The 19,021-nt window shown below is 58.3% G+C and carries 13 protein-coding genes and 1 pseudogene; 11 read left to right on the forward strand and 3 right to left on the reverse strand.

Features of this window, described 5'->3' with window-relative positions; genetic code table 11:
• Positions 1 to 41 precede the first annotated feature (41 nt).
• Positions 42 to 1,991: a DUF3604 domain-containing protein gene (locus ACH79_RS20130; RefSeq protein ID WP_161852539.1), complete on the reverse strand. Its 1,950-nt coding sequence runs from the start codon at positions 1,989 to 1,991 to the stop codon at positions 42 to 44.
• A 352-nt stretch (positions 1,992 to 2,343) separates the two neighbouring features.
• Here ACH79_RS20130 and ACH79_RS44065 point away from each other — a divergent pair, with 352 nt between their 5' ends.
• Entirely contained in the window at positions 2,344 to 2,601 is a 258-nt protein-coding gene (locus tag ACH79_RS44065; RefSeq protein ID WP_246738693.1) for a hypothetical protein, read from the forward strand.
• 183 nt (positions 2,602 to 2,784) lie between these two features.
• Positions 2,785 to 4,209, forward strand: coding sequence for a guanitoxin biosynthesis MBL fold metallo-hydrolase GntH (gene gntH, locus ACH79_RS20135; protein ID WP_161852540.1), 1,425 nt, complete (start codon positions 2,785 to 2,787; stop codon positions 4,207 to 4,209).
• Positions 4,210 to 4,531: 322 nt separating this feature from the next.
• On the opposite strand, the gene ACH79_RS20140 is transcribed toward gntH, so the two are convergent.
• Entirely contained in the window at positions 4,532 to 6,088 is a 1,557-nt protein-coding gene (locus ACH79_RS20140; RefSeq protein ID WP_161852541.1) for an IS630 family transposase, read from the reverse strand.
• A 237-nt stretch (positions 6,089 to 6,325) separates the two neighbouring features.
• Here ACH79_RS20140 and ACH79_RS20145 point away from each other — a divergent pair.
• The 5 genes and pseudogenes from ACH79_RS20145 to ACH79_RS20165 form a co-directional block, all read left to right on the forward strand.
• A pseudogene (locus ACH79_RS20145) lies at positions 6,326 to 7,264 on the forward strand (IS1182 family transposase); the annotation flags it as partial.
• Between the two features lie 523 nt (positions 7,265 to 7,787).
• Positions 7,788 to 8,105 carry a hypothetical protein gene (locus tag ACH79_RS20150; RefSeq protein WP_161852543.1) on the forward strand — a complete coding sequence of 106 codons (318 nt, stop codon included), beginning with the start codon at positions 7,788 to 7,790 and terminating at the stop codon, positions 8,103 to 8,105.
• Positions 8,106 to 9,129: 1,024 nt separating this feature from the next.
• Positions 9,130 to 9,669, forward strand: coding sequence for a hypothetical protein (locus ACH79_RS20155; RefSeq protein WP_161852544.1), 540 nt, complete (start codon positions 9,130 to 9,132; stop codon positions 9,667 to 9,669).
• A gap of 117 nt (positions 9,670 to 9,786) precedes the next feature.
• On the forward strand, positions 9,787 to 10,698 hold the full coding sequence (locus tag ACH79_RS20160) for a hypothetical protein (RefSeq protein ID WP_161852545.1): 912 nt from the start codon (positions 9,787 to 9,789) through the stop codon (positions 10,696 to 10,698).
• A 359-nt stretch (positions 10,699 to 11,057) separates the two neighbouring features.
• On the forward strand, positions 11,058 to 14,438 hold the full coding sequence (locus ACH79_RS20165; protein WP_161852546.1) for an adenylate/guanylate cyclase domain-containing protein: 3,381 nt from the start codon (positions 11,058 to 11,060) through the stop codon (positions 14,436 to 14,438).
• A 27-nt stretch (positions 14,439 to 14,465) separates the two neighbouring features.
• On the opposite strand, the gene ACH79_RS20170 is transcribed toward ACH79_RS20165, so the two are convergent.
• Positions 14,466 to 15,479, reverse strand: coding sequence for an enoyl-CoA hydratase-related protein (locus tag ACH79_RS20170; RefSeq protein ID WP_161852547.1), 1,014 nt, complete (start codon positions 15,477 to 15,479; stop codon positions 14,466 to 14,468).
• Between the two features lie 209 nt (positions 15,480 to 15,688).
• On the opposite strand from ACH79_RS20170, the gene ACH79_RS20175 reads away from it, so the two are divergent.
• Genes ACH79_RS20175 through ACH79_RS20190 form a run of 4 tightly spaced genes read left to right on the forward strand, consistent with a single transcriptional unit; the run spans position 15,689 to position 19,021 of the window.
• Positions 15,689 to 16,948 (forward strand): Rieske 2Fe-2S domain-containing protein, encoded by a 1,260-nt coding sequence (locus ACH79_RS20175; protein ID WP_161852548.1) that lies wholly within the window; start codon positions 15,689 to 15,691, stop codon positions 16,946 to 16,948.
• Complete coding sequence (locus ACH79_RS20180) at positions 16,948 to 17,442, forward strand: aromatic-ring-hydroxylating dioxygenase subunit beta (RefSeq protein WP_161852549.1); 495 nt, start codon at positions 16,948 to 16,950, stop codon at positions 17,440 to 17,442. The genes ACH79_RS20175 and ACH79_RS20180 overlap by 1 nt, the downstream gene beginning before the upstream one ends.
• Positions 17,443 to 17,464: 22 nt before the next feature.
• The gene (locus ACH79_RS20185; protein WP_161852550.1) at positions 17,465 to 18,259 is read left to right on the forward strand and encodes an enoyl-CoA hydratase/isomerase family protein; all 795 of its coding nucleotides are present in this window, start codon (positions 17,465 to 17,467) and stop codon (positions 18,257 to 18,259) included.
• 3 nt (positions 18,260 to 18,262) lie between these two features.
• Positions 18,263 to 19,021, forward strand: coding sequence for an SDR family NAD(P)-dependent oxidoreductase (locus ACH79_RS20190; protein ID WP_161852551.1), 759 nt, complete (start codon positions 18,263 to 18,265; stop codon positions 19,019 to 19,021).

The raw sequence follows: 19,021 nt of genomic DNA on the forward strand, positions 1-19,021 counted from the left end.
AGCGAGGAACTGGAGTAATGGCTCCCTCAGCAGCCGAGCGATCAAGGGGTGTACCAGATCGGTGAAGTGTATGCGCGTTCTGTGGTAGTCATCGTAGCTTCCGCCGGCATCTTGATACCGAAGTATTTTGCGTCATAGGCCGTCCAGCGCGGGGTCGGAATTTCGATCACGCGCACATAGTAGAAGGCGCGCAACGCCGGATCGAAGTCGGGATCCTCCCAGACGGTGATCATCTCGCCCGTGCCGATCGTGTTGGTCCATGTAGCGTTGGCGACATTGACCGTGCTCCCGACCGCTGTTCTGCTGCGGCCGTCGGCATCGATCTTGCGGCCTCCCGATACCGCAACGTCATAAATTCGCTCCTGCGTCTGGCCGTCTTTTCCGGCCCAGCCCTTGATGACCTGGATGCGGTCCAGATTTGCACCGATCGGATCCTTCAATGCGGCGACAAGGAAGGTGGGCGACTTTCCATTTGGCGCGTTGTTCAACTCTCCGCCCATCGGCACGCCTTTGGTGTAGCCAATTCGCGCCGGCGTGCGGTTGTTGGCATCCGCAGTCTCAAAATCCCACCCGCCGAAGAAGCGAACGGCCATGCGCGGACCGGTGGTGGCATAGGTCTCGCGCCGCTTCATGGCGTCGAAAATCGCTTCCCGGGTATTTTCCGTGGCCCATACCGCAGCATAGCCGGATGACGTCTGCTCCCAGCCCATGATGACGCCCTTGTCGGTTTTGGCGAAGGGATGCGTCGCCCGGTCCGGACTTGGTTCGGCAGAAGATGTCTTGCCGAAGAAGTTATCCTCCTCGACCCCCGCAAGCCCGGTATGAGCATCGGTGCTGCCGACCAGACCAAACTTGTAAGGATTAACCCCGAGTTCAGCTTCCATCTTGAGGCCGTTTTTCAGTGCCGAGCGGACGTATTCGAATTCAAGCATTTCAGGTTTTTTGACTACGGTGAGATCAAGGTTACCCTTGTCCCAGCGCTCAAAGTTCGCGAACTCGTCGTTAGGCGAAAGAAATGGATGGGTTTCGCCATCACCTTTGATCTGCGTGGCTTCGTAAAGCGGCTCCCAGCGCACGCGGTTCTCCGCATATTCGCGGTCGATTCGCTTGCCATTGAAGCTTTCGATAATGGGAAACATCCGGCCGTTGCTCAGATTGCCGTTGTGGGCAAGCGCGAGAAGTTCGGCGCCGGTTTTTTCCTCAACCATCGCCATCCACTTCCAGAGGTCACGAGGATTTGCACTACCGAGCGGGGGTTGCGTGGTGAAGGGTTCGATAAGGCCCGCTTTGGCTCCGTTGTCGCGCCAGATGACATTGCGATGAAGGTTGTTACCGCCCTCGCCCGAGGTCCACTCATAGCCGATGAAAGCAGTGAAACGGCCCGGTTCATTAGCTTCGTCGGCCGCCTTGATCGTTTCGCGCCAGGCACTGCGATAGGCCGGCGTTCCCGGCGTGGGGAAGCCCTTGGGCAATTGTCCCTTGCCGAAGCTTGTAATGATATCGATGGCGGCCTGGGCACCCTTGCCCGAAGTGATCTCGTCGTACCACTTGCGGCCCTGCGGCGTCGCCAGCAGGGTCGGATCGCCTCCCATCAGTTGCGGGAAAAAGCCCATGCCGTCGGAATGGTCCGTTACCACCATGAAATCCAGCGGACGCGAAAGTTTCGCGCGCTGTCCGCTGGAAGCGATCACTTCCTCGCCCTTGGCAAAGCGATAAGCGTCCTTTGGGCCAAGCCGAGCGCCGAACGCGCCGGCGTCCATCGAGAAAGAGGTGTGCGTGTGCGTGTCGCCGAAGTACGGCCGTGTCGGGAAATTGCGTCCCGCATACGGCGAGTAAGGCGGCTTGGTGGGGAACGCCTTGTCGGCGCTCTCCCTGTCGAACGTGCCAATGTCCGTCGTTACATCTTCTGCTGCGACATTCGTGGCAAACGCGCCTGCGGCACAAACGAAAGCCAGCACGGCTCCGGAAATGGAGGACAAACGGAACAGCATCAGTGCGCTCCTACAATCCCGGTGAAATATCGCGGCAAGGATATCAGTTCAGCGGATGACCTGGTCAAAGATATTGGAGGCAGGTGATGTCTTTAATAATTCGATTTAACGCGACGTTAGGCTTTCTCTAAACCGCTTGGAAGCCCGCAATGCCAAATCAGTTAGGGCAGCCACACTGCCGCTTATTCGCTGCGGCGATTCCTCCAGGTTAGTTTCTCATAGCCCTATGCGCGCATAGACTGTAGCTTCGGCGAAGGTACGCACTTGTGCACTGTCGGGATTTGCGGATGCAGGCCGCAAAAAATGGAGGCCATCCATGAAGCGGACGACGAGACATCTCGAAGGACGCCAAATGAAGCTTTCGATCACGTTGTCGGCGCTGCTGACAGCTGGGTTCGTGGCCGCAAGTACTGAACAGGCCAGTGCCGTAGTCTACTGCCAATACGTTGCGTATCCTGCCGGGTGCGTCGTAAGGCCCGGCGTGGTGCTGCGGCCGCGGCCGGTCGCGCGAGCCGTGGTAACCCCCGGCGTCGGCGCCGTAGGTGTTGGAGTTCGGCGCGGAACACCGATGAATCGTGGCGGTCCCGTCAATCGAGTCGGCAGGCGCTGATATCCCGAGCCGTACTGCACGCGCAGCATCCAGGCGGACGCGTGCAAATCTCGCATGTTCGTGTTGGCACAAGCTGACCTAACGGTCCCTTGATCCATAGCGGTCGATTTAGTCCGCAAAACATTACTCTCCGTGGCTTCTTCCGTTTTCTGAAAGAGTGCCATCACGAAAGGGAGAGAATAGATGAAAATCCCGGCACGAATAATCCTGATTGTCCTGGCGATGATCAGTCTACAATCAGTATCTCCCGCACAGGTGCCCAGCCTCTCGATCACTCCAGAGCAGTTGCAGGAGCTTGAGAAGAAGGGGTTTCAGGCAGATCCGAAGATATTGCAGGATATTGCCACCGCCGGCCGACCACTCGGACGTTGGAAGGAAGGGCTCATGTTTGACGGCATCGCACCGATGCCGTGGCTGAAGAGCGCAGCCAACTGGACCCCAGGCACGGAAGAGGTGCAGCCGGAAGAAATCCGCGTCACCTTCATGGGAAGTTCGCCCTTGCCACGACCAGGCCAAATGGGCACGTCGATCTATGTCGAGCTTGGCAATGGCGACCGCTTCATCTTCGATTTCGGCCCCGGCTCCATCGCTAACTATCTGGCTTCCCGCGTACCGCTGAACCAGATCAACGACATCTTCATTACCCATCTGCATTGGGATCATTTCGCTTCTGTGCCGTATGCCTTCGTGTTTGGCGCCTGGGGTGGCCGCTGGCATGAAACCTTCCGGATTAATGGCCCCTCCGGAAGGACCCCGAAACACGGCATCAATCATATGGTGTATCATATGAAGGAGATGTTGTTTTGGCACATGGAGAACTTCAGTGCCGGTAGCCCGATTGGCAAAGGCTATGACATCGAAGTCAACGAGTTTGACTACACAAATGACGGCGGTGTGGCCTACGAAAAGAACGGTGTAAGGATTACCCATTGGCAACAATCCCATGGGAGCGATGGCGCCTCGGCATATCGTCTTGATTGGAACGGCATGTGCGTGGCGTTCACCGGAGACGGTCGCCCCAATTCCCTGACAATCACGTACGCCAAGGGCTGCGACCTGCTGATCACCGAAATTCAGCCGGAGACGGTGGCCATCAGTTCGTCGGTGTCGGGCACCATGCCCCTGACTTCCCGCACTACCATTGATGGCTGGCATAATCCCGCCTACGCCGCTGGTTACCTGTACAATGAAGTGAAGCCGCGCCTCGCTATGGCAACTCACGTGTCCTATGACGAGTACGTGATTCCCGAACTCGTGGCAGAAGTGCGCCACCATTGGAAGGGGCCCTTCCAGTTCGGCGCGCCGGACATGGTAGTCGTGAACATGACCAAGGACCAAATCTGGGTGCGGGATGGCGTCGTGCCCAAGTATCCGAACATGGCGCCGCCCCAGTTTGATGTATCGACATCAGGCGGATTGATCATGCCGCTGCCGCCAACAACGCGCCGTGACGTACAGTCACAATTTATTCGTGATGCGGAAATCCCCCCGCAGAAATACTACCCGGAGGGTTATCATCCTCAGCTGATGCCCTGGTGGCCATCTGACAAGCCGATCTTCCTTCCCGAGGCACTTGTACCGGAACAGATGAAGAAAAAGTCGAAGTAAGCATCCAAGTAATCGGTGGCGGCCGTCCCTTCCCAGGAGATATTGTGTCGAGCCGATCTTGCGCGCCATTGATCTGTAATAGCAAAAACGTCCTGCGGGATGAGTCCGTTAATGGCACCTCTGAGACATGACGACCGGCCATTATGACGTCCGTTTACAGGGGAAGAACGGAACTAGCCGGCCGAGAGCCAAAATGACGCAATTGACCCGAAGCGGAATTGCCGGAAATACTGAACGATGCGAAAGCGAGGCGATTGCCTCGCGCCGGTGGGGATCCCAAAGGCTCTGAAATCTGGCCAATTAGATCGTCCAAGGCCGCCGTCTAGCGAAACCGCGGATCTTTACAATTGTTGAATTCCGAAAATCTGCTCGGCGTTGGCTCCTTTCCCCACACCTTCACGCCAGCCCGTCGTGGATGATCTCTGAAGTGGGCGTTGCGCTCACTGAAGTACCGGTCGATTGCGGCTTTGGCGTCATCCACCGATTGATAGTCGCTGTTTTGAATTATCGCGCGAGACATGCCACTGAAAACGGATTCTATCACGTTAAGGAACTGAGCCCTTGCCGGAAGCGGCGCTGTCTCGACCGTTGGACCCTTACAGCCGGCAAAAAAATTGTGCTCATCGATACATTCAAATAGCTTCTTAGAGACGTGCCACGATGCTGCATCCCACGAGAGATAGAATTTTCGACGATTGCCATATCGAGCGAGGAGAACCTGCATCATACGGATCATCTCATCAGTGTTCTTTTTCGTGCTGTAAAAATGAGTAATCTGATTGGAGGACAGTTCAATGGCAGCTGTGAGAATTAGACAGCCCTTCGATCGCTGCCACTGCGCGACGAGTGTTTTCTCATTTGGGGCAACGAGCGCCCGTCCTGGCTGAGCCTTTACCGCGAAGGGCCCGAATTCATCGATCGAAAAGAAAGCTTCGTCCGCTCTCAGTCCGGAGAGAATAGACTGAATGTGGCAGAGCTTCTCGGAAAATTCAGAATCATTAGAGGTCAGCGCAACGCGCGCTTTGCGCCAGCGGTATCCTGCCTCCTTCAAAATTTTTCGAATGACGTCGTCCCCAGCCGGCTGGCCCGTTTCCTTCATTATTCGGGACAAGTCGGCCATTTTCCACGTCGTGCGATTTATGCCAAAATTGCTGGGCGGTTGATGAAGCAGGCTGAAAACCGCCTTCTTCACCGCTTCCCTATCAAATTTCCGAAGGGGGCTGATGCGCGGAGCGAATAGCGCTGCTGCCCCGCCCTCGTCGAACAAACGGACGTAGCGACGGTAGGTTTGTCGACTAAGATTGAGCGCGCTGCAGATCGCGCCAGTTTGCAGGCCATTTCGGCTTGCCAAGATGGCTATTGAACGCCGTCGATCCCCCAAGTGTCCGCGCTTGAGTCGTTGAAGGAGTATCTGCCGATCCGGGTGGCCGATGATTGAGCGCGGGAGTTCCTCGGGATTGCCGTCGTTGTGAAGCATCGCCAAGAGCCAGATGTGTGCCGATTGTTTGGGGGACGTTTTCAGTCGCCCATTGCGAGTTAAGATTGCAGTGATCGTTGACGGCGCGGGAACGACAGCGGCACCAAAAAATTTAAGATGTGAAGCAATTTTTCGACCGCCCCACCTCGGGTGGTCCGCGCGTACGGAAAGGACAGCCAATTCAGTGTCCTTGGAAGAGCGCAACGGCGTCCGATGTGGGGCCCGCGAACGATCTCGCAAGCCATTTTCGCCCTCGGCTCGATACCTTTCTAAGGTTTGATAACCTGTGTTTGGGCTAATGTTAAATTGCTTGCAAAGACGTCGGATATTTGACTTCGGGGATAGCGCAAGCAGTGCAAAATTGCGCCGCGCCTCAAAAATGGAGTTTGCGGTCCATGGCATGTGAGCCTCCAATCAGTTTATTGGATCGGCCTTTGCCGGAATTCTTTGCCACCGGCTAAGCCAAGGCACGAGTCCGATCTTGGCACTTTTCGGACGTAGGCCGTCAAACTCGCGATGTCGGCTCATCGAAGTAAAGCGGAACTCCCAACTGCGCTCGCCCAGTCCGAAATTGACCCTGGCTGTGTGAAAACGCTGTGCCGCTGGTATGATTCCCTCGTGATTCTGCGGGGGGAATTGATGAGGCGCTTCGTTGAAGAGGCGGATCGTGGGCAATGGACGCTGTTGCCCGAATGCCTCGATGATTTCATTGACGAGAGTAATCCTGTTCGGGTGATCGATGTGTTTGTCGGTGCGCTCGACTTGGCCGAGATGAGCTTCGAGGGGGTTGAGCCAGCGGCAACTGGTCGGCCGTCGTACCATCCCTCGGTTCTGCTGAAGCTGTATATCTACGGCTATCTGAACCGAGTGCAGTCGAGCCGGCGGCTGGAGCGCGAGGCCGGACGCAATGTCGAGGTCATGTGGCTATTGGGCCGGCTCGCTCCCGATCACAAGACGATCGCGGACTTCCGCAAAGACAATGGCCTGGCATTGCGCAAGGTATGTGCTCGCTTCGTCGAACTCTGCCGTGAGATGGGCCTTCTCGCGACGGCGAGCGTCGCCATCGATGGCAGTAAGTTCAAGGCCGTGAACAACCGGGACAAGAACTTCACACGGGCGAAAGTGGAGCGGCGGCGCGCCCAGCTGGAGGAGAGCGTCGCGCGCTATTTGAGCCAACTTGATACCGCCGATCGACAGGAACCGACGGAGGCGCTGGCGGAGAAAGTAACAAGGCTCACCGAGAAACTGACGAAGCTGAAGGCGGAAATGGGCAAGCTTGCCGTCTACGAGAAGCAGATGCTCGCGTCGCCCGACCAGCAAATCTCACTGACCGATCCCGACAGCCGATCGATGGCGACGAGCGGCCGTGGTTCCGGCGTTGTCGGCTACAATGTGCAGGTCGCCGTGGATACCGAGCACCATCTGATTGTGACGCATGAGGTCACGAACAGCGGCTCAGATCGGGCTCAACTGGCCAATATGGCCAAGCAGGCGAAGGCTGTTCTTAAGACCGAGACGCTCGAGGCCGTTGCCGATCGCGGCTACTTCAGCAGCCTGGAGATCCTCGCGTGCCAGGACCATGATCGGAAGGTGTATAAGCAGGAATGGCCCAAAGCCGACCAGCAATTTTGCGTTGGTTCACGGCAAAACGCGAAGATTGACGATATAGGGCCCGGTCGCAAACGGACGCTCGCTTCGTATGGCATCGAGACCGCGCTGGATCTTGTTCCGAACCGCATAAGTGCCGTGCCCGGCTTTGGCCCGAAGAGAGTGGAGCGGTTGATGAAATGGCGGCAATCTATTGCGGCGAAGTTCAGGTTTGACCCCGCCAAGCCCATTGATCCGAGGGATGTCGCGAAGGTAGAGCAGGAAATGCTGGCATTGCGGAACAAGGCGGAGAGCGCGGCCAAGACAGCACACGCCGAAGCATTGCAGGCGCACGCCCGCATTTTAGCGATACGGCAGACGGGTCGGCCCAAAATAGAGGAAGCTCAAAATGCAGTAGCACAAGCAAGAGCAGATTATGATTTCGTGAGCGGCAGCTAATCCTTGAACTGCCCGTACTTAGCCGCACCCGCCATTTCTCCTAAAGGTCGGTTTGATGAGCGATTTGAACGATCAGATTGCTGCCAAGTGGATAAACCGCTTGCCGCTGCGGTGGGCTATCGGCGGATTGCTGGTCGGGGTCGTTTGGAGTGCCATTTCATCTTATTTGCAAGGACGCTTCAAAGACCCCGCAGGAGGGGTTGAAGCTGGACTTGTTCGGCTAATTGTTTTCATCGTGCTTCCGCTTGGCGGAGGCGTTTGTATCTCGAGAGTCACATACGATCAGATGCGGAAGATTTTGCCATTGGCGTTCACGGACCTTGGTGCCCAGGACGTCAAGAACATTCAAGAGCCAGTCAGGTGGCTGCCTTAGGCGAAACGGAGGAAGCTACTTATCCTCATCTTATTGAGCGACAAGCCCGACTCCGAACATACCCTCCATTGCGGTGCTTCCGCTTCAGAACATGAGCGGCGATCCTGATCAGGAGTATTTTGCCGATGGGATGGTCTAAGAGATCATCACCGCGCTCTCTCGCGCTTCAAATCGTTGTTCGTAATCGCTCGAAATTCGGCGATTGTGAAAGTGAGATTGAAATGGCTGACCGGGCGGTTGCGCTCAATTCTAATTCATTTCTCGCATGGCATTTGAGGATGGGTCTATAGAATTGTGGGGCAGCCGGAGGAGGCGCTCCGGAGCTTTGAACGTGCTCTTCGCATCTCGGTTGACACGGGGCTACACCTAACGTTCGCTGCGATGGGAAGCGCCTTTGATTGAGCTTCGTCGCTTTGACGAGGCCGTCGTCATTGCCAAGAAGGCCCGACGTCATAGCCCCTCCTATTCGGCAAGTTACCGCTGTCTCGCGTCCACTTTCGCCCATCTCGGACGCGACGCTGAGGCCCGCAAGGCGGCGGCGCGGGCCGAAGCGCGACAAGCCAAGGAAGCCCTCGCGCTCGTTGAAGGGGCCATTCGCAAGCGTCTGCTTTGCGCAAACCCAGGTGCCGTAACAGGTTGACAGCGGTAGCCTGATACATTGCGAGCTGCCATGGCTCGCCGCGTGCCGCCAACGAGCGCCTTGTCAGCGTTTGTCGTCGTACTTGGCTGCCTCAGCGGATAGTTCGAGGTTTCGCAGGTCCTTTTCTAGCTTCGCCACGAGCTGATTTACCAGCGATAGGTCGTCACAGTTCCTTATGTAAGTCGTATTCACACATGCAAGTCAAAGCACGTGCGACGACTTGGTTTCGTAGTAGGACGCACGCGGCGGCAGCGACTTAATCCGCTACTCTATGGGGTCAATTTAGGCAGTGTTGCAGCAGACTTGTCAGGACGAAATCCTACAACTAAAATACAAAGTGCGGCTGTAAGACACCGAACTGGTTTCAGCAGGGAGGGATTGATCATGGCCTCGCACACCAAGTCGCAACCGAATTCCGGCATCAATCGGCGTTGGCTCCTTGCAGGAGCCGCCGGCGGCGCAATGCTTCCTGTAGCAGCGCACGCAGTACCACCTAAACCAAAAAAGCGCGGTGTTTGGCTGAACCCCAGAGGGGGAGACGATGATAATTTAGTAGATAAGGTGGCTGATTTCTCCTACCAAAATGATGCCCTCGCACAATTGATCGTCGATACTTGGAAAGACCTCTACCCTGATCTGCTTGCAGGGGTCGGAACGCCCCAGCAACAGTACCAACAACGCTCGAGTCGCGCAAAAGCAGTTCTCGAGGATCGGGGCATCTATTTGACGCAACCCATCGTGATCACGGAAGACGAGTACGACCAGGGTTTCAGTTTGGCAGACGCAGGCCTGCCGGTAACTGACGGAGTCGTCCTTGTGGTGCCGAGAAAGACACGTGCGACGATGACGACTGCGACTGGGCCGGCTCCGCCTCTGCTTGAGACGGCCAAGATGCTGATGGCCGTTACGCCGAACGGGATCTAGCGCTGTCGCGAGTCGGTTCAAGCGATGTGTCTTTGATTTGAAGCGAGCTCGGTCCGCATAACAAGTCGCATCCTCCAAAGCGAGCGCGGGCGAGGACTCGAAAATGGGAGGTTTCGCATGGCACGGTCGGTCACGGAGTGGGTCAACGTCACGGGCGATATTTCGATCATCGCTCGCGAGTCGGGAGAGGTCTGGTTTCATACGCCTGACGGTACAAAAGAAGGCATAGATCCATTCGCGACGCCGATGATGGGCGCGGGTGCGGTGGGCAGCACGCTCGGGCTGCTCGACGGCGCGATAAATCTCGGTTTTGCGGGAATCGAAAAGCGCCTCGCGTGCCCTGACCCGACGATCGCCGGCTATATCGTCGCCCTGGCCGGCGCCTATCACACGTCTGTCAACACGCCTCGAAATCTCCGGCGGGCCGCCAGCCGCTTCAAGGAGCTGGGGAGGCCCGAGGTCGCGGCCTACCTTGAAGAGCGTGCTCGCGAGGAGACCGGTCACGACCGGCTCGCGCTCAAGGATCTGCGTGCGCTGGGTGTGCCCGGCGAGCGCCTCGTCGCCAATTTCATTCCGGAGGGCATCAAGCCGCTTTGCAAGCGCTTCGATGACCTCTGCATCCAGGACTATCCGATGGGCTGCATCGGCTATTCGTACTGCCTGGAGCGCATCGCCGCGCTCAAGCAGGAAACCGATATCGAGAAGGTGCAGACAATGTGTCCGGATGACGTCGATGCGACCCGCTTCCTCAGAAGTCACAGCTCCCTCGGAAGCGAGGCCACTCACGTCGAAGAAACGATCAAGTTCGTCGCCTCCCTTCCCGCGAATGATCGTATCAGAGTCGTTCAGGAGACCTATGAATCAGCATTGATTCTGGCGGAGGGATATAATCACGAGCTTCTCAAATCCGAAGCGGAGATGCTTGAAGAGCTTGAGCAGGCGCTCGGAGAGGCGCTCCCGTATCGTCGCAGCACATATCCTTTGCATAGTGGAAAGCGCGGCGCTCGGCCCGCAGCGCGAGCGGAATAGCGCCATAGTCATCGCAGTTGACATAGCGTGAGGCACGAGAAAGGAACCTTTCTCCCATAGGGTAATAGTACGGTTGCGATTTGAAATGATGAGGGCCGCGTGACTGCTCGCGATCGGCCGCCATGGTTAGCTGGGTAGGGCACCGGCGCTGGCGTCGTCGCCAAGCTGCAGTTGTGCCTCGACGCCGGGTGAAGCAAATATTTCGGCGGTCAAAAGAACCCTCATATCATATCGTGTGCGGGAGATGATATCGTGCGGAGGAGAAGGTTTCCTGGTTTTAAGCGACAGAGGCACCACATGGTGGGTCTGAAGCCCCACTCCTTCTTAATGAACTACGGCAGTAGGCAAGGGCCTCTGCAATGACGAGGACAACAACCACCGACTTAGCCGAGTGGCTGGGTAGACACGGTCTAGGCCAGTACGCCAAAACCTTCGCAGAAAACAATATCGACTACTCCGTCCTTCCGGATTTGACGGAAAATGATCTCGAAAAACTCGGAGTTTCTTCGCTAGGTCACCGCAAGAAGCTGCTTAGGGCCATTGAAGCATTGACGGCCGCGCGCCAGCCCACCGGCACAACAATAGCGCTTTCAAGCGCCACTGTGTTGCCACCCTCTCTTGTGCAACATCGCGACGCTGAATTCCGTCAGATCACAGTGATGTTCTGTGACCTGGTGGGATCTACGCAGCTATCGGAGAAGTTAGATCCTGAGGATCTCCAAAAACTCATTGACGCGTATCGGGTAGAGTGCAACGCGGCGATTGGGCGCTATGGAGGCGAGGTCGCCCGCTATTTCGGCGATGGAGTGATGGCATTTTTCGGTTGGCCCCGTGCACACGAGGATGACGCCGTTCGTGCTGTTCACGCCGGCCTGGAGATTGTGTCCGGAGTTACGAAAATTTCAGGGCCAGTTACCTTGAATTGTCGAGTGGGTGTTTGCTCGGGTCCGGTTGTTGTCGGTGAGATTGGAGATAGCGGTACGTGGTCGATGGACGCGGTGGGAGAGACGCCGAATATCGCCGCACGTCTACAGACCCTTGCCGCTGCCAATACGGTACTCATCTCGGATTCGACGAGGCGTCTCGTATGGGCAGCTTTTGAGTTTCAGGACGTCGGGCTCCAGGAACTCAAAGGTGTAACTGAACCTCTTCACGTGTATCGCGTGCTCTCGGCAAAAAATACCGCTAGCCGCTTCGAGGCTGCGCATACGGGCTCTCTTACCCCGCTCATTGGACGCTCAAGCGAACTAGGCTTGCTGCTCGATAGGTGGCAGAAAGTCAAAGAAGGTGATGGCCAAGTCATATTGCTCTCGGGTATTCCCGGAGTCGGAAAATCAAGGCTCCTCCACGAATTGAAATCGCATATTCAGCAGGAACCACACATTTTGCTGCACCATCAGTGCTCGCCCTATCACAGTCAGAGCGCATTCTTTCCGGTGATCGGGCAGATCGAACAAGCGGCCCAACTAACAGCTCGCGAGGCCGAGGCAGATAAGATTGCCAAGCTTACAACTTACCTTCCGCGCTCAACTAATAACTCCAAAGAGCCGGTCCTGCTCATTGCCAAACTGTTATCAATCCCTTTGGAAAATAACCTCGAACTATCTGATCTTACGCCGCAGCAAATAAAGAACAGGACGATAAGCACGCTTGTCGACATGATCTTGGCGTTTTCTGTCCAACGCCCCACGCTCTGCATCTTCGAGGATGCGCACTGGCTAGATCCATCGACGCTTGAGCTGCTGGAATCGATCATCAGCCGGATCGACCACGCCCGCGTGCTACTTATTGTGTCGTGCCGGCCCGAGTTCCGCCCCACATGGATGACCCACGCGAACACCACCATGCACTCGCTCACTCGATTGTCGCTCACCGAAGTGAGGGCGATGATCCGAGATATCTTGAGGGGAGGGAGCATGCCCCAACCGGTGCTCGACCGGATTATCGAAAAGGCCGATGGCGTCCCGCTATTCATAGAGGAACTGACAAGCAGTATGCTGAGTGCGCCTTTACAAACCCGAGGCACCTTCGAGCCCGCAGCACAGTCAGCATTACTCAGGGTTCCGGACACGCTGAGTGACGCATTGATGGAGCGGCTCGACCGCGTTGCGCCGAGTCGCAGACTTGCACAGATTGCGGCTGTGATTGGGCGCGAGTTCTCCTATGATCTCTTGTCGGCTGCATCGCGAATTGACGATGACGATATGCTGTCGGCCCTCTCGTTGCTCGAACAGGCTGACATCATCTATCGAGTCGGAATTTCGCCTTTCCTTCGTTTCGCCTTCAAACATGCGTTGTTGCGTGACGCAATCTACGACTCTTTGCTTAGGAGTAAGAGGCAGCAGATACACGCGGACATCGCGGCAATCTTAGAGCATGACTTTTCGGAGCTCGCCGAAAATCAACCCCAAGTCCTAGCCTATCACTATCAAGAAGCAGGCAATCACCAATTGGCCATTCGTCGCTGGTTCGAGTCTGGACAGGGTGCGCTCGCGCATTCCGCCAACGTCGAAGCGATTGCTAGCTTTCGAAAGGCCCTTCAGCTTCTGGACGCTTTGCCGGAAACGCCTGCACGGATCAGACAAGAGATCGACATTCAATTGGCGTTGGGAATACCGCTTATCGCCGTTCAAGGGTATGCCTCCGCGGAAACCCGCGAAGCGTTTTCGCGGGCTCGTACCTTATGCCTGCAACTCGGCGACATCCCTGAGTATTTCCAAGCCCTGTTTGGGTTGTGGGGGCACTCCTGGATGGGTGGAAAGAATGATGATGCGCGCCGCTTAGCTGATGAGTTCCTGTCACGGTCACGAGCGTTGTCTCAACCCGTGCCGCTAATGGTGGCTCATAGAGTGATGGGCAGTACGTTATTGACGATTGGGGACTTCCAATCGTCAGCGAACCATTTCGCGGAGTCAATCAAGCTCTCGATTGGCAAAGGAAAACAGCCCCTATCCAATCTTTACATGGTGGAACCCCAAGCGGCTTCGCTTCTGCTCCTATCTTGGGACTTGTGGTTTCTGGGCTATCCGGATCAATCCCTTTCCCGCGTTTCGGAAGCGCTTGCCTTGGGTCAAGACCTTGGCCACCCATACACCGTGGCGTTCGCTCATTACATGACTTCTGTTGTGCACCTCCTGCGCGGGGAGGCCGCTCGCGCCTTCGAAAGCGCCGAAAAAAGCTTCGAAATGTCGCAAGAACAGCGGTTTTCGCTGTACGCAATTTTGGCGAGAATTTCACGAGGCCGAGCAGCCGGCGAACTAGGCCGACTGGAGGAGGCCCGGGAGGAAATGGCACTGGGAATCGCCGAAGCACGACGCAATGGCGTGGGCTTCATGCTTCCAATGATGGATAGCTGGCTGGCGGACCTGAACGCCAAAGCTGGCGAAAATGAATGCGCGCTATCGAGTGTCGAGGGGATCCTAGCCAATATTGGTGACGTGACAGGCAGGTCATGGGAATCGGAATTGCATCGGCAAAGAGCGCAAATTCTTGTAGCACTCGACCCATCGAACATAAGAGAAGCTGAGTCCCATCTTAAGAAGTCTGTCGAAGTGGCGCGTGGTCAAAGCGCCAAGTCCTTGGAACTACGCGCCGCCACAAGCCTTGCAGAACTCTGGCGGACGCAAGGAAGGCCCGATGAGGCGCGCGCACTGCTAGAACCAATCTGCCGTTGGTTCGACGAAGGAGCCGAAACGGCTGACCTCAGGCGGGCGCGCGGCGTTCAAATCACCCTGAACTGATCCTTCACCTCCTCAACAGTTGATTAGTTAGTTCGAAATGCGTGCGCATTCATCTCGCGGCAGAATTAGCTGGACATCATGGTCCGGCGCCAGGCGCGTCACCAAACCGAAGGCGAGGGCTTCTTGCGCGGTGAGGCGGCGGTTGAGCAGGAACAGCTCCTGCGCGCGCCGCATCCCGACCATGCGCGGCAGGAACCAGGTGTTGCCGCCATCGGCGGTGAGGCCGAGCGCCCCATAGCCCAGCGCAAACCGGGCGTCGTCAGCTGCAACGACAATGTCGGCGACGTAGAGCAGGCCGAGTCCACCGCCACCGACGCCGCCGCGCACCGCGGCGACAACAGGCGCGTCGATGCTGGTCAGCCGCTCGATCGCCAGATGAAAGCGGTCGATCATGCGGCGCAGCCGGTTCGGCAATTGCTCGCGCGCGGTACCGGCAAACAGGCCGAGGTCGCCGCCGACCGTAAAGTTCGGCCCGTTGCCGGTGATAAGGACAGCGCGAACGTCAGGCCGTTCGGCAATCTGTGTCGCGGCTTCGGCGAGGTCGGCGGCCATGCTTTCGTCAATCGCATTGCCCTTGTCCGGACGGTTCAGGCGCAATGTGGCGACGCCACCTTCGAAATCGAGCAGCACGGTCCGGAGCGGTCCAGCGGCGTCATGCCAGCGTGCGGTGTCGGTGAATTGCTCGAGCGACTTGATGTGCCCCTCGTCGAATGTGATCAGATGGGCAAAGGCGGCGTCGAGAGCAGCGCCGCCCTGTTTGCCGCGGCCGCGGTAACGGCCGGTCACCAGCAGGCGGCCATCGGCGAGATCGAGAAACCGTTCCGGCTCGGCCCGTGCCTCGAAATGCCTGCTAATCGCGCCCCAGCCGTTGCGCCGCATCGCCGCGGGGCCGTCATGATCGCCGCCGATGCCGAACGGCATGCCCTCTGCGCTGCGGCCGGTGAACTGCGGATGCAGCAACGCGTCGAGCTGATCGCGGTCGCCGGCGGCGAGGGCGGCGTAGAGGGCGCGGGCGAGTCCGGCAGGGGTGACTTCGTCCATCCCGATGATCCTCCTAGCGAATTCGTTGTTTTGGCGCCTGAATGGGAAAATTCCCTTGAAGCCGTCGAACGGCGATGCTATTATTTGAACGGTCAGTCGGATTATTTTTAAGCCAAGTCGCAGGTTTTCGCAAGAGAGCCTGGCCGGAACGAAAGATGTCGGGCCACAAAAGATACCCGGCCACGAAAGACACAATGGGAGATGCAGCGATGAACGTGGTGCCGCGCGCGTCGCAATGGGGCGAATTGATCCGCCCCGACAAGGTGCACGGCTCGCTATACAGCGATCCTGCAATCTTCGAAGCCGAACTGCAGAGCATCTGGTACCGCACCTGGGTCTATGTCGGGCACGAGAGCGAGGTGCCGAACGCGAACGATTACGTGGTCAAGTCGATCGGCCCGCAATCCGTGATCATGACCCGCGACGAGCAGGGCAAGGTCAATCTCTTGCTCAATCGCTGTTCACATCGCGGCAACCAGGTCTGCTCCTACGACAAGGGCAATGCGCGCTCCTTCACATGCCCGTTCCATTCCTGGACGTTTGCCAATGACGGCCGTCTTGTCGGCTACGCCTTCCCGGACGGCTATGAAGGCCAGGACAAGTCAAAGCTTTCGCTCGGCCGCGTGACGCGGGTGCAGTCCTATCGCGGCTTTGTGTTCGGATCGTTTGCGGCCGAAGGCCCGACATTGGAGGAGCATCTCGGCGGTGCGGCCGAGACCATCGACCGCTTGGTTCGCTTCTCGCCGGAAGGCGAGGTCGAGGTCACCGCGGGCTTCCTCAAGCACCGCGTCAAGGCCAACTGGAAATTCATTCTGGAAAACGAATGCGACGGTTATCACCCGGCCTTCGTGCATTCCTCGATCTTCGGTGTCGCCGACAGCGCGATTGGCAAGCTTTATGGCGGCGCGTCGACCGCGGTGACGCGTGATTATGGCAACGGCCATACCGAGATCGACCTGCGGCCCGAATTCCGCAAGCGCGACACGCCGATGAGCTGGTTCGGCACCACCGAAGAGCGGCTGCCGGATTACACGGCGCGGATGAAGGCCGCCTATGGTGACCAGAAGGCGCGCGAGATCATGATCGACGGCACGCCGCATGTGATGATCTTCCCGAACCTGTTCATTGCCGAAATCCAGATGTTCGTGATCCAGCCGCTCGCGGTCGACGACAGCGTGCAGCATGTCACCGCCTTGCAGTTCAAGGGCGCGCCCGACATAAACCGGCGTCTGCGCCAGCAGACCATGGGCTCGGTCGGCCCGGCCGGATTGTTGCTCGCGGACGATTCGGAAATGTACGAGCGCTGCCATCGCGGCGTGCTGGCGCGCAATCCCGAATGGATTTTCCTCGGCCGCGGCGAGAAGCGCGAGCGCCAGGACGAACTCGGCTTCAAGGTCGGGCACGTCACCGATGAAATTCCCTCGCGCGGCATCTGGCGCCACTACCGCAGCCTGATGGAGGCGGTGTGATGCTGTCGCGTGAAAGCAGCGCCACGCTGATATCAGCCGTAACCGCCTTCATCTACAAGGAGGCGCGGCTGCAGGACGAGCATCAATACGAAGCTTGGGAAGCGCTGTGGACCGATGACGGCGTCTACTGGGTGCCGGCCAATGGCGACGACATCGATCCCGAAAAGCAAATGTCGATCATTTACGACAACCGTTCGCGCATCTCGCTTCGCATCAAGCAACTGCTGACCGGCAAACGCCACACCCAGACGCCGCAATCGCGGCTGCGGCGGCTGGTGTCCAACATCGAACTGCTGGACGAGCAGCCCGGCGGCGATATTTCGGTCGCCAGCAACAGCATGGTGTTCGAATCCAGCCTGCGCGACGACACCGTCTGGGCCGCGCGCAATGAATACCGGCTGCGCTATGTCGATGGCGAGCTGCGCATGGCGTACAAGAAGGTGATCCTGGTCAACAACGAGAAGGCGCTGTTCACGCTCTCGTTCCTGATCTAGCCGGTAAAGGCGGAAACTTGCCATGATCGACAAAGGTCCTGTTCTGCTCGACATCTCCGATGGCATCGCGCGGCTGCGGCTCAACCGCCCCGATGCGGCCAACGGCATGAGCGCCGAACTCCTGAGCGCGCTGTGCGACGCCATCATGGTCTGCCACGGCCAGCCCGATTTGCGCGTGCTGCTGCTGAGCGGCGAGGGCACGAATTTTTGCGCGGGCGGCGATATCAGGGCGTTTGCGTCGAAGGGCGAGAAGCTGCCTGACTACATCAGGCAGGCGACGGCCTATCTGCAGAACGCAGTGACGGGATTGCTACGGCTGGAAGCGCCTGTCATTACCTCGGTGCAGGGATTCGCGGCAGGCGGCGGCGGCTTTGGCCTTGTCTGCGCCTCCGATATCGTTATCGCCGGCGAGTCCGCGAAATTCCTGGCGGGTGCAACGCGGGTCGCGATGGCGCCCGACGCCGGCGTGTCCGTCACGCTGTCGCGGCTGGTCGGTTTGCGCCGGGCGATGTCGATCCTTCTGACAAATCCGGTGATCTCGGCTGCGGAGGCTCTGGATATGGGCATCGTCACCCAGGTCGTTCCGGATGCGGACCTCACCGAGGCGTCGCTTGTGATGGCGCGGGAACTGGCGGCCGGTGCGCCGAAGGCACTGGCCGCGACCAAGCGGCTGGTCTGGGCCGGGACCGCGCTCAGCATCGAGCAGTGCCTGTCGGAAGAAGCGCGCACCGTATCCGAGCTGTCCGGCATGGCCGACGCGCGGGAAGGGCTCGCCGCGGTCATCGAGCGGCGCAAGCCCATTTTTACGGGACGCTAGCCAGTGCCGGCCTCTGGCACGCGCGCGTTCGGACGGCTCGACGGCCGCCGCGCTTTCGTCTCCGGCGGCGCGAAGGGGATCGGTGCGGCGATCGTTCGCAGCTTCGCCGATGCCGGTGCTCACGTCGTGATCGCCGATCTCGATCTCGAAACGGCATCCGGGCTTGCCGGGCAGGTCGGTGCGACTGCTGTTCACCTCGATGCCGGCGACACCAAAATGGTGCAGGCGATCGTGGCGCAGCACGGACCGTTCGATATCGTCGTCAACAATGCCGGCGTCGACCAGCATGCGTTCTTCACCGATACGGCACCGGAGGATTGGGCCAAACTGCTCGCCGTCAATCTGGTCTCGGCCTTTGCCTGCACCCACGCCGCGCTTCCGGCGATGCAGGCGGCCGGCTTTGGGCGCATCATCAACATCACCTCGGAGGCGGGCCGGCTGGGCTCCAAAGGTGGCGCGGTCTATTCCGCCGCCAAGGGCGGCGTGATCGCCTTCACCAAGAGCATGGCGCGCGAAAATGCGCGCTTCGGAATTACGGCGAATGCCATTGCGCCGGGGCCGATCCGCACGCCGATGCTGGAAGCGGCAGTCGCCCGGGGCGGCGACAAGATCTTGCGCGCGATGACCGATGCCACATTGCTACGGCGGCTCGGCGAGCCCGACGAAGTCGCCGCAGCTGCATTGTTCCTGGCTTCCGATCAGGCGGCCTACATCACCGGCGAGACGATCGGTGTGTCCGGCGGAATGGGTCTGGGTGGATAG

The organism is Bradyrhizobium sp. CCBAU 051011 (assembly GCF_009930815.1).
In the GTDB taxonomy this organism is placed as follows: Bacteria; Pseudomonadota; Alphaproteobacteria; order Rhizobiales; family Xanthobacteraceae; genus Bradyrhizobium.

Excerpts from the sequence above, each read along its gene's own strand:
- ACH79_RS20170 (WP_161852547.1), bottom strand. The coding sequence starts at position 15,479 with ATGGACGAAGTCACCCCTGCCGGACTCGCCCGCGCCCTCTACGCCGCC.
- ACH79_RS20150 (WP_161852543.1), top strand. The coding sequence starts at position 7,788 with ATGAGCGATTTGAACGATCAGATTGCTGCCAAGTGGATAAACCGCTTG.
- ACH79_RS20130 (WP_161852539.1), bottom strand. The coding sequence starts at position 1,991 with ATGCTGTTCCGTTTGTCCTCCATTTCCGGAGCCGTGCTGGCTTTCGTT.
- gntH (WP_161852540.1), top strand. The coding sequence starts at position 2,785 with ATGAAAATCCCGGCACGAATAATCCTGATTGTCCTGGCGATGATCAGT.
- ACH79_RS20160 (WP_161852545.1), top strand. The coding sequence starts at position 9,787 with ATGGCACGGTCGGTCACGGAGTGGGTCAACGTCACGGGCGATATTTCG.
- ACH79_RS20180 (WP_161852549.1), top strand. The coding sequence starts at position 16,948 with ATGCTGTCGCGTGAAAGCAGCGCCACGCTGATATCAGCCGTAACCGCC.
- ACH79_RS20175 (WP_161852548.1), top strand. The coding sequence starts at position 15,689 with ATGAACGTGGTGCCGCGCGCGTCGCAATGGGGCGAATTGATCCGCCCC.
- ACH79_RS44065 (WP_246738693.1), top strand. The coding sequence starts at position 2,344 with ATGAAGCTTTCGATCACGTTGTCGGCGCTGCTGACAGCTGGGTTCGTG.
- ACH79_RS20155 (WP_161852544.1), top strand. The coding sequence starts at position 9,130 with ATGGCCTCGCACACCAAGTCGCAACCGAATTCCGGCATCAATCGGCGT.
- ACH79_RS20165 (WP_161852546.1), top strand. The coding sequence starts at position 11,058 with ATGACGAGGACAACAACCACCGACTTAGCCGAGTGGCTGGGTAGACAC.
- ACH79_RS20140 (WP_161852541.1), bottom strand. The coding sequence starts at position 6,088 with ATGCCATGGACCGCAAACTCCATTTTTGAGGCGCGGCGCAATTTTGCA.
- ACH79_RS20185 (WP_161852550.1), top strand. The coding sequence starts at position 17,465 with ATGATCGACAAAGGTCCTGTTCTGCTCGACATCTCCGATGGCATCGCG.